This is a genomic window from Mucilaginibacter rubeus (assembly GCF_003286415.2).
Lineage (GTDB): Bacteria > Bacteroidota > Bacteroidia > Sphingobacteriales > Sphingobacteriaceae > Mucilaginibacter > Mucilaginibacter rubeus_A.
The window spans coordinates 2,712,914-2,727,717 of record NZ_CP043450.1 but is presented as its reverse complement, the minus strand read 5'-3'; the positions used below and the strand labels follow the sequence as shown (position 1 = coordinate 2,727,717).

Annotated in this window: 12 protein-coding genes and 1 tRNA gene; 5 read left to right on the top strand and 8 right to left on the bottom strand. The window is 41.7% G+C overall.

Annotated elements, in window-relative coordinates; translation table 11 throughout:
• Window positions 1-207, bottom strand: a complete 207-nt coding sequence (locus DEO27_RS11075; RefSeq protein ID WP_112566398.1) for an RNA-binding S4 domain-containing protein — start codon at window positions 205-207, stop codon at window positions 1-3.
• 58 nt (window positions 208-265) lie between these two features.
• On the opposite strand from DEO27_RS11075, the gene DEO27_RS11070 reads away from it, so the two are divergent.
• The gene (locus DEO27_RS11070) at window positions 266-1,468 is read left to right on the top strand and encodes a proline dehydrogenase family protein (RefSeq protein WP_112566401.1); all 1,203 of its coding nucleotides are present in this window, start codon (window positions 266-268) and stop codon (window positions 1,466-1,468) included.
• 30 nt (window positions 1,469-1,498) lie between these two features.
• Here DEO27_RS11070 and DEO27_RS11065 read toward each other — a convergent pair whose 3' ends face one another.
• Complete coding sequence (locus tag DEO27_RS11065) at window positions 1,499-2,131, bottom strand: HAD family hydrolase (protein ID WP_190295382.1); 633 nt, start codon at window positions 2,129-2,131, stop codon at window positions 1,499-1,501.
• 65 nt (window positions 2,132-2,196) lie between these two features.
• Between DEO27_RS11065 and DEO27_RS11060 the strand changes: the two genes are divergently transcribed.
• Both DEO27_RS11060 and DEO27_RS11055 read left to right on the top strand, forming a co-directional pair.
• Window positions 2,197-2,270, top strand: a tRNA-Ile gene (locus tag DEO27_RS11060).
• Between the two features lie 143 nt (window positions 2,271-2,413).
• Window positions 2,414-3,505: a hypothetical protein gene (locus DEO27_RS11055; protein ID WP_112566407.1), complete on the top strand. Its 1,092-nt coding sequence runs from the start codon at window positions 2,414-2,416 to the stop codon at window positions 3,503-3,505.
• Window positions 3,506-3,522: 17 nt separating this feature from the next.
• Here DEO27_RS11055 and DEO27_RS11050 read toward each other — a convergent pair whose 3' ends face one another.
• Window positions 3,523-4,431 (bottom strand): helix-turn-helix domain-containing protein, encoded by a 909-nt coding sequence (locus tag DEO27_RS11050; protein WP_112566410.1) that lies wholly within the window; start codon window positions 4,429-4,431, stop codon window positions 3,523-3,525.
• A gap of 53 nt (window positions 4,432-4,484) precedes the next feature.
• Window positions 4,485-5,300, bottom strand: coding sequence for an SDR family oxidoreductase (locus tag DEO27_RS11045; protein WP_112566413.1), 816 nt, complete (start codon window positions 5,298-5,300; stop codon window positions 4,485-4,487).
• A gap of 244 nt (window positions 5,301-5,544) precedes the next feature.
• On the opposite strand from DEO27_RS11045, the gene DEO27_RS11040 reads away from it, so the two are divergent.
• Together DEO27_RS11040 and DEO27_RS11035 are read left to right on the top strand one after the other, a co-directional pair.
• Window positions 5,545-7,068 (top strand): sulfatase family protein, encoded by a 1,524-nt coding sequence (locus DEO27_RS11040; protein WP_112566416.1) that lies wholly within the window; start codon window positions 5,545-5,547, stop codon window positions 7,066-7,068.
• Between the two features lie 25 nt (window positions 7,069-7,093).
• Complete coding sequence (locus DEO27_RS11035) at window positions 7,094-8,626, top strand: sulfatase (protein WP_223818213.1); 1,533 nt, start codon at window positions 7,094-7,096, stop codon at window positions 8,624-8,626.
• Between the two features lie 14 nt (window positions 8,627-8,640).
• Here the strand turns inward: DEO27_RS11035 and DEO27_RS11030 are convergent, their stop codons facing one another.
• From DEO27_RS11030 to DEO27_RS11015, 4 genes are all read right to left on the bottom strand, one after another.
• Window positions 8,641-9,834, bottom strand: a complete 1,194-nt coding sequence (locus DEO27_RS11030; protein ID WP_112566419.1) for a winged helix-turn-helix domain-containing protein — start codon at window positions 9,832-9,834, stop codon at window positions 8,641-8,643.
• An 83-nt stretch (window positions 9,835-9,917) separates the two neighbouring features.
• The gene (locus DEO27_RS11025) at window positions 9,918-10,556 is read right to left on the bottom strand and encodes an MgtC/SapB family protein (protein ID WP_112566422.1); all 639 of its coding nucleotides are present in this window, start codon (window positions 10,554-10,556) and stop codon (window positions 9,918-9,920) included.
• Window positions 10,557-10,637: 81 nt separating this feature from the next.
• Window positions 10,638-13,292: a glycoside hydrolase family 78 protein gene (locus DEO27_RS11020; protein WP_112566425.1), complete on the bottom strand. Its 2,655-nt coding sequence runs from the start codon at window positions 13,290-13,292 to the stop codon at window positions 10,638-10,640.
• 128 nt (window positions 13,293-13,420) lie between these two features.
• The gene (locus DEO27_RS11015; RefSeq protein WP_112566429.1) at window positions 13,421-14,767 is read right to left on the bottom strand and encodes a sugar transferase; all 1,347 of its coding nucleotides are present in this window, start codon (window positions 14,765-14,767) and stop codon (window positions 13,421-13,423) included.
• Window positions 14,768-14,804: the final 37 nt, after the last annotated feature.

Genomic DNA, 14,804 nt, shown 5'->3' with positions numbered 1-14,804 from the left:
TTATATTACTATAATTTTATTCCCATCAAACTCAACCGTGTCACCTCTTTTTACTTTAAGGCGTTTGCGGTAGTCAACTGTGCCGTTATACTTCACGAGGCCCTCAGTTACAACTATTTGCGCCTCGCCGCCGGTTTGTACTAAGTTCGCAGCTTTGAGAAGCTGGATCATTGGGATAAAGTCCCCTTCTAACTTAAATTCGATCATGGGATGGCAAAAATAAACTATTCATGCAATTATGAGTTATCATTTTATAATTTTGCAGATGACCTCTTTTGAAACTAACAATAATCAAGGGCGAAATACGCCCTCATTTGAAAATACAGAAATAGCTTTTCGCCATTCATCCAATACCGATCTGAACCGGGCTTACTGGCTGTTCAGGATGATCAATATCAACTTTTTAGTAAAGATAGGCCCTCCGGTCACCAATTTTGCCATGAAGATTGGCCTGCCGATAAAGAGTATTATCAAAGCTACGATATTTAAGCACTTTTGCGGCGGCGAAACCATTGCCGAATGTGATAATACCATTAAAAACCTTTACAGCGGCCGGGTAGGTACTATTTTAGATTATTCGGTAGAGGGAGAGGAAGAAGAAACTGTGTTTGACAGTACCCGTGATGAGATCATCCGTACCATTGAGCGTGCTGCTAAAGATAAAGCCATCCCCCTTACTGTATTTAAAATAACGGGGGTAGGCCGTTTTGGTCTGCTTGAAAAATTAGATGCTCGTCTTAAATTAAACGACACAGAGGAAGAGGAGTGGAGAAGGGTACAAGCCCGGGTGTTGGCCATTTGCGACAAAGCATTTAAAAATAATGTGCCTGTAATGATAGATGCCGAAGAAAGCTGGATCCAGGACACTATCGACCTTTTGGCGCTTACCATGATGACGCAGTTTAACAAGCAAAAGCCTATAGTATATAACACCTATCAAATGTACAGGCATGATAAGTTGGCCTCCATGTTAAACGACCACGCCATAGCTCAAAGTGAAGGGTTTATACTGGGTGCAAAAATTGTACGTGGTGCCTACATGGAAAAAGAACGTAGACGTGCCGAAGAAAAAGGATATCCTTCTCCAATTCAGCCCGATAAAAAATCTGCCGATCTTGATTATGATTCGGCGCTTGATTACTGTACCAGCCATATTGAACAGATCGCTTTTATTGCAGGTACACATAACGAAGAAAGCTGTCGTTTGCTGGCCGAGCTGCTGGACAACAAAGGTATTGATCATAAACACCCGCATGTTTATTTTTCGCAATTGCTGGGCATGAGCGATAACCTCAGCTTTAACCTGGCTGACGCAGATTATAATGTAGCTAAATACGTGCCATACGGACCGGTTAAGGCCGTATTACCATACTTGTTCCGCCGTGCACAGGAAAATACGGCTATAGCCGGGCAAATGAGCCGTGAGCTTAGCTTAATAGCTAAAGAAAGAAAGCGCCGAAGCGCTTAATTTATAAAGACTAAAAAAAGGGAGTATTTATTAAATTAGATGCTCCCTTTTTGCAAATAGCTGTATAGTATCCGGTGCTGTCATCAAAAAGGTTTGAATGCCCAGTTTTTTGGCGGACTCAAGGTGTTGCGGACTATCGTCAATGAATAAAGTTTCCTCAGGGTTTAAATTATTCTCTCTCAATACTTGCTCAAAAATAGCCGGCTCTGGTTTGCGCTTACCTGTAAGGTGCGAGTAGTATGTTTTTTCAAACAGGTGATCGTTACCATCAAAGCCAAAATCGGTTTTAAGATAGTTCATGATATAATCAAAATGGATAGCATTGATGTTGCTGAGCAAAAAAGTACGGTATTTATCTTTTAACTTTAACAGCAAATCGTGGTTGCCCTCGGCAATTCCAACTAAAATACTGTTCCATGCGGCATCAATTTGCGTATCGGTAAGCGAGGGATTGTTGGTTTTTTCCCTTACATACTCCCTAAATTGGGCAGCTGTAACCTCGCCGCGATCAAATTTATCAAAAATTTCATCCTGGGTTTTGTGACCAAAAAACGTTTCGGGGTTGGCGATACCTAACTGATTCCATGCTTGTTGTACACTGGCGAAGCTAAGGCTGAAAATAACATTGCCATAATCGAAGATGATATTTTTAATATTTTCCATAAAAAGAGTTTGAGATATGGCCGCAAATATGTAAAATTGCACCCGCAAACAAAAACAAAATAACCGCGCCTATAGCTCAGTCGGTTAGAGTAGAAGACTCATAATCTTTTGGTCCCTGGTTCGAGCCCAGGTGGGCGCACTGAAATAAAAAGCACTTATGATGAAAATCTAAGTGCTTTTTTGTTTTGTAGCATTCAAAAGATTAATAAGAAGAATGTTTGTTGTAAATATATAATTATCAATATTTTAGTACTGGTAAAATATCTCGCCTATAATTAACCCATGAAAAAGTTACTTTCATTGCTCCTCGCATTGTTTCCTTTGCTCGCGCAAGCCCAAACAGATTCTGTATTGGTTTTATCAGACGTACACGTTGATCTAAATTTGAAACCGGATGTGTTTTATCACAAGGTAGATACCGATACTGCGCTTTTTAAATCGGCGACAAAAAATGCAGGATCGGGAAAATATACGTTTATTATTATGCCCGGTGATCTTCTTTCACATGGGGAGAATCATGCTGAAGTGGATATGGGCAGAACCTTCAAATATGTGATAGATCATGTTCATCAAATTGACAAAAACGCCATCATACTGCCTGCCTTAGGAAATAACGATTGCGCACGGCATAACACACCGGATACCACAACTTACCGCATATTTTATAATTCACTGCTGGCGCGTATTGACCACAATAATCATATCTATAACACTTTTAAAAAAGGAGGCTATTATACTTACGATAAAGGCGATCTGTCTGTCATTGTACTTAACACTTTGCTTTTTGCATTCGGGCCGGATAACGAGGCAATAAAAGAGTTGGATTGGCTAAAGAAAACGCTGCGCGAGGATAGTAAAAAGCATAAAAAGGTCTGGATGGTTTACCACATCCCACCAGGAACAGACCGTTATGCAGACGGGCCATTCTGGCATTCAAATATTAAAGAACTTTACTTAAGTATTGTTAAGGCCTATGCTTCAACCATAAAGTTTCAACTTGCAGGTCATACACATATGAACGATGCTGAAACGATTTCTGATCATGGAAAATTAATTTCCTATGTAGCTATAGCACCCGGTCTGGATACCAGGAACCAAAATAACCCTGGTTACCAGGTTATCCATTTCAATAAACTGGATAAGGCGGTAAAAGAGATACGAACTTACTATACCAGTGGTTCGCATCCTTATCAATGGGAATCTTTTAGCTTCAGGGCTTTGGATTTTAATTTCCTGCGTAATTTCAAACCTGAAAGTGTGCAAGGGATAAATTTTGTTAAAGATTATTCAATGCAAAGGGGTAAAGTAATTTCCAGCAAGAAGCAGGAAATTATATGGGATGATAAATTTAGTACTGATTCTCAGGTTAAGTAGGGGTACAGAGAGCATATTTAAATACTCCTAAATTCTAACGGTGTTTTACCTGTCTTTTGCTTGAAAAGTTTGTTAAAGTACTGTGGATATTCAAATCCAAGGGTGTAGGCGATCTCTGCAACGGATTTGCCGGTATTTAGCAATATGTTTTTGGCTTCCTCAATCAAATAATAATGGATGTGATCCTGGGCGTTTTTACCCGTTTCCTTTTTGAGCAGGTCGCTTAAATAGCCAGGAGATAGATATACCTGCTCGGCCAGTTGTTTTACTGTAGGCAAGCCTTTCTCGCTGATATCAGCCTGCTTAAAATAGTCTTTTAGGATATTTTCAACCTGCGTAACTACGGCGTTATTAGAGTTTTTACGGGTGATGAATTGCCTGCCATAAAAACGGGAGCAATAGTTTAACAGCAATTCGATAGTAGATACAATGATGGCCTGGCTGTGAATATCAATATTTTCCTTTAATTCAGTTTCTATTTTTGACACGCATTCCATTAACACAAGGTTCTCTTTTTCCGAAAGGTGAAGCGCTTCTGATATTTCATACGAAAAGAAGCTGTAATCCTTCATCTTATCGTTCAGCGTTGTTGCCCTGATCAGATCCGGATGGAAAAACAAGCCCCAACCGGCTACTATTGCTGTCGGCTCAATCTCCTTTTCCAGTTCAAGCACCTGGTTTGGTGCCATACAAATCAGGCTGCCACCCTGAAAGTCAACAATCTTACGGCCATACCTGACGTTATTCCTGTTGTAGTTTTTGCAGATCAACGAATAGAAATCCGTGGAAAGTTTGATTTCGTTTTGTAAATCTTCGTTTACCAGGCTAAAATCAACCACCGCAACCAAGGGATGCCTGACTGAATGATCAAGCTGAAAAAAGCGGAACAAGTCTGAAATGGTTTGCAGGTGGAGGAATGTGCTCATTGATTGTAAATATAAACAATAGCGCCCTTCAACTGGCAAGGGCGCCATTCAAATTAAAGTCCGAACTGTGTTCTTATCGTTCCCATAAAGCTTGCATCGTCTGCCTGAAGACGGTTGGCTATTGTTTCTCTGGCATCTTCTCCTGCTGTATATCTTAATTTGGTGGTGCCGTCGGTAGCGGCTTCATAAATAACATCGGCAACAACGCTTGCCGGTGAAGCGTGCTCAAAAAAGGCAGGCATTCCGGCCAATACCTTTCCAGCGATTGACTGATATTCGGTCAAACTCTCGTCATTGCTAAAATCAAGCGAACGGCCGGCGAAATCGGTAGCTATGGCACCTGGTTCTATGATTTTTACTTTTCCACCAAATTCTTCTACTTCGTAGCTTAGGGATTCTGAGATACCTTCAACCGCGAATTTTGTTCCGTGATATAACGTGCCCAATGGGAAGGTCATTTTTCCGCCAATAGAAGAAATATTGATGATCACACCGCTTTTGTTAGCGCGGAAATGGGGTAGAAGGGCTTTGGTAACGTCAACAAGTCCGATGACATTGGTGTTGAACTGGCGGATGATTTGATCCCTTGTAAAAGATTCCAGGATCCCGAACGCGCCGTAGCCTGCATTATTAACCAGTACATCTATCTTTCCAAATTTTTTTATGCCTTCATTTACTGCGTTTTGGATAGATTCCAAATCCAATACATCGAGCCTGGTAAGCAATAGGTTATCTGTTGCATTTAATTCTGTTTGTTTTTCCTGTTGCCGCATAGTAGCAATAACGTTCCATCCTTTAGCTTGAAATAGTTTGGCAGTTGCCGCACCGATACCACTGCTGGCACCGGTTATTAATATGGTCTTGTTCATCTTATTTGTTTTTAAATAACGACGTAAAGTTCCGCTGAAATGCCGGGCAGGAGATAATACGAATCCCGGGGATTTGTATGCTTTTTCCGGTAACTGCTGTGATTAGTATAATTATCGCGGTTGTTGCGATTTATTTAATGGCTATAGTTTCGCTTTGTGTTAAAGTGGCATTAGTACCAATATGAAAATAATTGCAGGCAGGCCATGAAAAAATTATAAATTGAAACCGTCAATTTATCTGCCTATGTACCGTAATGTGTTTGTCGCTTTACTACTTGTTGTACCGGTTATTGTATCGGCACAAAGAAGGAGTAAGCATGCGCCCCTCCCCAATGTAATTTATATTTATGCTGATGATTTGGGTTATGGAGACCTGAGTTGCTACAGCAAAAACGGGATCCATACGCCCAATTTAGATAAGCTGGCAGCCTCGGGTATCAGGTTTACCAATGCCCACGCTACTTCTGCAACGTGTACGCCATCAAGGTATGCTTTAATGACGGGTAAATACCCATGGCGCCAAACTGGAACTGCTATCCTGCCCGGCGATGCAGCACTGATCATCCCCACAGATAAAACTACTTTACCTAATCTTTTTAAAAAGGCCGGATACCGGACCGCAATTGTGGGTAAATGGCATCTTGGTTTAGGAGAAGCGGTTGCTAAGGATTGGAACGGCGAAGTAAAGCCGGGCCCCAACGAGGTAGGTTTTGACTATTCATTTATTTTTCCGGCTACAGCAGATCGGGTACCGACCGTTTTCTTAGAAAATCATAAAGTACTGGCACTGGAAGCCAACGATCCTATATCGGTTGATTATAGCAAAAAGATAGGTAATGATCCCACTGGTGAAGAACATCCTGAACTGCTCAAACTGAAATCTTCGCCGGGACAGGGGCACAACCAAACCATTGTAAATGGAATAGGCAGAATTGGCTATATGAGTGGCGGGAAGCTGGCCCACTGGACTGATGAGGAATTATCTTCTACTTTTTTGGCCAAAGCCGAGGGGTTCATCGAGGATCAGCGCAAAGAACCGTTCTTTCTGTATTTTGCCCTTACCGAACCGCATGTACCCAGGATGCCTGCAACGCGTTTTAAAGGCAAGAGTGGGCGAGGCCTGCGCGGTGATGCCATACTGCAACTGGATTGGACGGTTGGTGAAATAATGAAGCAGCTAAAGTACCTCGGTCTGGAGAAAAATACGCTAATAGTTTTCAGTAGCGATAATGGCCCTGTACTGGACGATGGCTACCAGGACGAGGCTGAAGAAAAATTTAAGGGGCATCCACCGGCCGGTCCGCTAAGGGGTGGAAAATACAGTGTACTGGAAGGAGGTACCCGTGTGCCGTTTCTTGTTAGCTGGCTTGGTAAAATTAATCCTCAGGTATCATCGGCAATGGTAAGCCAGATCGATCTTATCGCTTCTTTTTCGAAATTGCTCGGCCAACCAATCCCGACAGGTGATGCATCTGACAGCGAAAATGTGCTTGATGCTTTGCTGGGTCAAAACAAAAACGGGCGTTCTTTGCTGGTTGAGCAAGGTATTGGTAACTCCATAGCCATTGTTAAGGACGGGTGGAAGTATATTCCACCCAATAATGGCGAAGCAGTTATGAAGCTGGTAAATATCGAAACCGGAAACCTGGGTTTGCCTCAGCTATATAATTTAAATGAAGATATAGGCGAGCAAACTAACCTCGCTACAAAATATCCCGATAAAGTGAAGGAACTGGCTTTGCTTTTAAGTAATATCCGGAATAAGTAATAGATAAACAAGATATCATCAAAACATGAAAATATTCCATGCCATTAGCCGCAGACTAAATGGGGCAGGTAAAACCTGGATGTTGTTAGCAATAACTACTTGTTCCTTTGTTTATACGCATGCCCAAACCGCAAAGCGCTCGTTAGCGCTTGAAAAGATTAAAGGTGAAAAACCAAGAAACGTTATTTTTATTTTGACCGATGATCACCGTTTTGATTTCATGGGGTTTACTGGTCGTGTGCCATGGCTCAAAACGCCTAATCTTGATAAGCTATACCATGAAGGGGCATGGTTTAAGAATGCATTTGTAACAACGTCTTTATGTTCGCCCAGTCGCGCGTCGATATTGACTGGTGCTTACTCGCACGTACATACCATTGTAGATAACAATGCGCCCGAACCGCCAAACCTCACTTATTTTCCGCAGTACCTGCAGAAAGCCGGGTACCAGACTGCCTTTTTCGGTAAATGGCATATGGGAAATGATGATGACTTTCCCCGCCCGGGCTTTAATCATTGGGAGAGTTTTAAGGGGCAGGGTGTTTACTATAATCTTACGCTTAATATCGACGGTAAACGTGTAACATATGGCGACTCCACCTACATTACCGATCTGTTGACCGAACATGCATTGGGCTGGCTAAAAAACAGGAATAAATCAAAACCATTCTTTTTATACCTATCCCATAAAGCGGTTCACGCGCCTATGCAGCCTGCTAAAAGGCATCTTGGTTTATATAAAAACCTGAAATACCCCTTACCATCTACTTATTATCAAACCCAGACAGATGAGTATAAAAAATTGGGCTGGCCAGAATGGGTTAAGCAACAACGGTACAGCTGGCACGGTGTAGATTACATTTATCATACGCACCAAAACGTAGAAGAATTAGTGCAGTCATACTGCGAAACCCTATTGGGTGTTGATGAAAGTATAGGGCAGGTGATGGACTATCTTAAAAAAGAGGGATTGGACAAGAATACTTTGGTGATTTATATGGGCGATAACGGCTTTAGTTTTGGCGAACACGGCTTGATTGATAAACGTCATTTCTATGAAGAATCGGTTAAAGTACCTTTCCTGGTGCGTTGCCCTGATCTGTTTAGCGGTGGCAAAACCATCAATAAAATGGTTCAGAATATCGATATAGCGCCAACCATTTTACAGGCTGCCGGTTTAAAGCAACCAACCAACATGCCCGGCAAATCGTTTATACAATTGCTTAAAGGAGATTCCACACAATGGCGGGATAAAATCTTTTATGAATATTACTGGGAGTATGATTTCCCGATGACGCCTGTTATTTACGGCGTGCGAACTGATAAGTTCAAGTATATCCGTAACCAGGGCGTTTGGGACACCAACGAACTTTATGACCTGGAAAAAGACCCTGCGGAGCGTGTAAACCTGATTGCCAAACCCGAATACGCGGATACAGTAAAGAAAATGGCAAATGAACTTTATGACTGGCTTGAGCAAACAGGGGGGATGCAGATTCCGTTAAAGCGCACGGTAAAACATCCTTTCGGTGATTACAGGCATCCGGAGAATGACTAAAAATGTTGATGGTTTTAATGGAAACCACTCGCAATAGCGTCCAGGTAAGCCGGGGTGTTTGATTTTTTAAATTCAATGTCCCGGCATTGGTTAAAATGTACAAATGCTTTCAGAGCACTTATAATTTTTGTTATCGCTGCTTCACCCAACTCCAGACCTTCAAAGTGCAGGTTATGAACAATCAATACTTTTTGTTTGCGGTCGGCTTTGGCATCCATTCTGGCAACAAAGGTATCACCGACCAATATGGGCAGACTAAAGTATCCGTACTTACGTTTGGCTGCAGGTACAAAGCATTCTATCTGGTAGTCAAAACCAAAAAAATCTTTTAAACGATGACGAAATACATTCAGGATATCAAAGGGGGATAGAATGAATGCTTCGCCGGACAATTCAATGGCCGTCGGTTGATCGGGCAGCATATAAAGTGTTGCGCTTTTCAATCCTTCTATTTGAACAGTAAGTAATTCTCCCTCGGTTACCATCTTCGCAAGTTCCTGTTTAACCAGGTTGCCTTTTACATATCGGGCCCGCCAGGCCATCTCTTTAGCGTAGGCAATGCCTAATGCTTTTAACGTTCGTCTGATTACGAAACGTGCGTATTCCTGATCTGTAGGTACAGTGATATCGGTGTCGTCCGGTACCATGTTCATGGGCAAATCATACCTCTTATGAAAAGCCTTGGTACGGGCGATCATCAGTTCACCATCAAGGTATAATCGTTCAAGGGCAACCTTCGCGGGGCGCCAGTCCCACCAGCCTGAACTTGCCTCCACTCGGTCATTTTCAAAATCGCCAACCATCAGCGGTCCCTCGCGTTCTACCCGGTCAAGTACCTGTTTCATCAGATTTATTTCCTGCTTGTCGGTTGTTTTATGCCTGTCGGCAAAGGCTTGTTTAACCGGGAGGGAAAAACGGAAATCATGCATAGGCAAATAGCCGGCATCAGAAGTAAAGTATTCAAAAATAAGCCCATCTTCCGTGAGTTCTGCCAACCAGTTCACATCATAATCCGGAATGCGCGCAGCCATCACATGGTGATGAGCCCGTTCAACCACATAGTTCGTATCAAGTTGCACAAAGCCAAGTTGATCTATCAAACGGTAAACGGCTTCGCGGCCGGTTCCGAACTGAGCCTTTTGGGCCAGTCCGGCTGCATGCAGAATGATTTTACGGGCCAGCGACGCGGATAGAAGTATTGGTTCCATTGCAGCAAAGTAATAAAATAATCAAATAACGAAGGGCTGTTAGCTATTCTTGGGTTTATGGCAGAGTAATATCCCAGTATCTATCAGGAATACTCAAAATGCTCAATAGCGGGGGTATCAATAATTGAATTAATGAACATATCCATTTTAGCTGAACGTCCCTGAAGCTGCCATGTTAAAAAAATGTATTCGCCATCTTTCACTCTTTTAATCAGTTTGAATTTAAGCCTGTGATGCCTCATCATATTTTCACATAACTCGATGCCGTTTGCTGATACCGGGCATTTGATATTAAATGTTTTGGATTGGTTGTAATAGTCAATCTTCTTTTGAAAAAATGGAAGCACAGCCAATATGAACAAGATCATCACGCTGGCACATCCGGCCGCTAAGTAAAAACCTGCACCGATACCCATACCTACGGCAGCGACAGCCCAGATGGTAGCTGCTGTGGTAATACCATTCACCCGGTTTTCGCCCCTGAAAATTACACCTGCACCAAGAAAGCCTATCCCGGTAACAACGTTAGAAGCAATCCTATCGGCGTTATTAGGCGCTCCTATAGCCATTGACATCAACGTGAAAAAGCATGCGCCAAATGATATCATGATGGTAGTACGAAAACCCGCAGCTTTACCATGATATTCCCTTTCTGCACCTACAAGCCCTCCCCATAAAAGAGCCAACAAAAACCGGATCAGAATCTCTGTATTAAAAGCCATTGTTTGATTATATCTGATTATAATCGAATATATGACTTTTATAAATATTTCGGTCTTTCGAATTCATAAACCGAACTGCTGCTATCTGCTATAGTGGTAATTACCCGGTCCAACAGTAAATTTCTTGTAAGTTTTACCTTGAAAATCAGGAACAAATATATCGGCAGTCGTATTTTGAGGTATGATTACGTTCATGTTCAATTTATTAGCTATGATTTCCCATTTGCAGGAGATACTTCCGTAGGGGCATTCATATTTTCCTTCGGCCCATGAAAGGCCGCCCCCAATTACCGGTTTGATTATTATCTTTTTATAGCCGGGAGCTGCTGGCATTATACCGGCTATGTTACGGTACATCCAATCGCCAATGGCGCCGTAAGCGTAATGATTATAAGAGTTCATGGATGGCTCTTCAAAACTGCCATCGGTTTTAATGCCGTCCCATCTTTCCCAAATGGTAGTAGCTCCCTGTTTAATTGGATATAACCAGGAAGGATAGGTGTCTTGTAATAGTAATTTATAAGCTACGTCGGCATAGCCAAATTTGCTTAACGCGTCGCAAAGATAGGGAGTCCCCAGAAAGCCCGTTGTTAAATGACCGTGATATAATTCAATATTTTTAACAAGCCGTGCCGCCGCCTGTTGTCGTAAATTAACCGGTAACATATCAAACTCCAGGGCCAACACATAAGCTGTTTGTGTATCGGATGAAATTAGGCCATTAGCGGTAACATATTCGTTTACAAAAGCCTGTTTTATTTGAGTTAACAGTTTTGCATAATATTCTTCATCGGCCTTTTTATTTAACACTTTGGCGCTATTGGTCAGTATTCGGGTTGAATAGGCATAAAAACACTGGGCGATCAGGTATTTATTGGTTATGGCGGATATTCCGTCCCTATCGTCATTAACGCTGTAAAACAGCCAGTCGCCAAAATGGTTACCCGTTACCCATAAACCATTCCTGGTTTGTTTTTGGATATAATTGACCCAGGCTTTCATACTTTGAAATTGGTTTTCCAATATTTTTTTATCTCCATAGGCGTAGTACATATTCCACGGGATAATAGTTGACACATCGCCCCATCCCGAACTGCCTCCAACCTCATCTGTGCCATTAGTAAATACATCAGGGATCACGTAGGGAATGCTGCCACTTTTATACTGATCGGCGGCAACGTCCTTTAGCCATTTGGTGAAGAAATTATGCACATCCATATTAAATGCAGCAGTACGTGAAAACACCTGTGCATCGCCCGTCCAACCTAAACGCTCGTCACGTTGCGGGCAATCCGTAGGCACATCCAGGAAATTTCCTTTTTGCCCCCATTGGATGTTATGCTGTAGTTGATTGAGCAGCGGATTAGAGCAGGAAAAGCTACCGGAAGCTTTCATATCTGAGTAGATAGCTACCGCGGTAAAATCATCAGGATTTAAGGGGCCTTTAATACCCTTGATTTTGATATATCTAAACCCTTGCCAGCTAAATTGGGGCTCAAAGGTGCGTTTGACAGTATCTTTTAATATGTAGATATTCTCAGCTTTTGCCGCTCGCAGGTTTTCTGTATAAAACTCGCCGGCCTTATCGAGTACCTCCGCGTGAGCAATTTTGATAGAATCTCCTGCATGTCCCTTGAGCGTAACTTTAACCCATCCAACCAGATTTTGCCCAAAATCAATAACTTTTTCGCCACGTGGAGTGGTTATGATTTTTATCGGTTTAAATACCTCGTGTTGTTTTACCGTTTCATTATATGTAGCTGTAAGCGTGTTTTTAGGATAGGCCATTACACGCACCGGAAGCCAATCCTGATCATTAAAAGCAGGATTAGTCCATCCGGATTTTTCCAGCCGGCTATCGATGATGCAGCCATTGTAGATCTCGGCAAAGCGCAAAGCCCCTGTTGATGATTTCCAGTTCTTGTCTGACGATATAATTTTTGTTGAACCATCAGTAAATACAATTCTGATTTCCATTAAAAGGGCTGTTTTATCGCCGTAGAAATTAGCTCTCGGGGTATATGGGCCCAGCGGACTTCGGTACCAACCGCTTCCAAGTGTGACACCAATGGCATTTTCTCCTTCGGTTAGTAATGAGGTAACGTCGTAGGCCTGGTATTGTAATCGTTTGTTATAGCTTGTCCATCCAGGGGTAAGGAAGCTGTCGCCTATTTTATGGCCATTTAGCTGCGCCTCATAAAACCCGTGCGAACTTATGTAAGCGGTAGCTTCCAGAACTTTTTTATTTAGCGAAAAGTTGTTTCTGAGCAACGGGGCAGCGGCATTAACGGTATCATTTGATGCCGGTACAATCCATTGAGCATGCCAATCTGGAGTTGATAACAATCCCATTTTCCAAAACGCCTGTTCACTCCAGGCCGAAACAACTCCCTTAGTATCCCAAACTCGTACCCGCCAAAAATACTTGCGGCCCGATAGCAATAATTTGCCGGAATAGGGGATATAGACGGATTGGTCGGAGTTTATTTTGCCGCTGGACCATAATGGTGAATGACTTTTGTTATCAAACGTGCTTGAATCTACTTGTAATTCGTAGGCTTGTTGTATGACTGCTTTGTTATATTTTTCGGTAAGCTGCCAACTGAAGCGTGGATTTTGTGCATCAATACAGATTGGGTTTTTCAGGTTTTCGGTCAAAAGATTTTTTATAGCTATTTGTGCCGATGTAGTATACCATGAAAATAAAAGGCACCCGATAAGAAATGGTGTTCTCATAATTTGATGTGAAGGTTCAATCAGGAAGTTGGTTGTTAAAAATAAAGCAGGATAGTGATTAAACTATCCTGCTCTGTCCTGAAATTGTTGAATAAGTTCGGGGATTATATGCCCGATTAAATTGTTTCTTATTTGCCTTTAAGCTGAACCATAACTCGTATGGTTTGAAAAATGATGCCTAAATCGTTGTTGAAATTTATATTTTTCAAATAAATGAGGTCATAGCGAACACGGTCACGCATTTCCTGAACGTTTTCTGCATAGCCATAATTTACCTGGCCTATAGAAGTAAGGCCTGGTTTAAGTTTGAATAACTTATGGTAATTAGGCGATTCCTCTATTAGCTGCTCAATAAAATATTGACGCTCTGGTCGCGGACCCACTATAGACATGTCGCCTTTCAGAACGTTCCAGAATTGAGGTAGCTCGTCTAACCTTGATTTGCGTAAGAATGAGCCCCATTGCGTAATTCGAGGGTCTTTATCTTTTGACAGCATTGGGCGCCCAGCTTGCTCAGAATTTACATACATGCTCCTGAACTTGTATATATTAAATGGCTTGTGGTTTCTGCCGATTCGTTCCTGGCGGTAAAAAACGGGCCCCTTTGACGTTAACTTAGTTGTGATAGCCAACGCGATAAACACAGGGAGTCCTGGGATCATCACAAACAGCGAAAACAGGATATCGAAACAACGTTTGAAGAAAATGATCTTCAGACTAATCTCAATGGAAGAAGAAAGCTGAATTACCGGCAGATTCTCGTAGTTAACTATACTGGCATAACTATTTTCCAGCACAAGATCTGAAACCAGTTTGATTTTAATATTATGTTGGTCGCCCAGATCAACAAGTTTTCTTAATAAGCGCTGATCCATGTATTTATAGCAAATAAACGCTTCGTCGGGCCTCGCTTCAAGAATCTTATTAAACAATACTTCATTGGGCTGGCTTTCAAGCATATCTTCAGAGATAGTTGTAATAAAGTTATACCCATACTCCGGATGTTTCGAAAATGACTTTTTTACTCGATTGACTATATCTGTGTTTCCAACTATAATAACATGTTTTATGTTGTACCCTTTTTTACGGATATAATCAAGCGTGAAAAAGATCAGAGAGCGTTGTGCAACTATCAGGATGAAAAACAACAGATAAGTACAGAACATCACCATTCTGCTTACCTCATAAAGTTTAAAAAAGTACACTATCCCAAGAACCATCACCAGGTGATAAACCATAGATGTCATGAATTTGCTTAGGTTGTCACTTAGCATTAAGGGGCGTTTTATGACATAGTTTTTAGTTACCGAAGCTATAGTGATCCAGGTTAAATTAACTAATAATAAAAAGTCAATTGACTGGATTTCGGATGAGTAGAATGTAAATATAAACAGGTGAGCACATTGCAGCGCGATATTTAGTAGTAATAAATCACAAAAAAATGTGAATGGCTGAAGTAGTTTAGAATAACGCATTTGCGATCAAGGTTAAGTTATGCAAATATAAAATTTT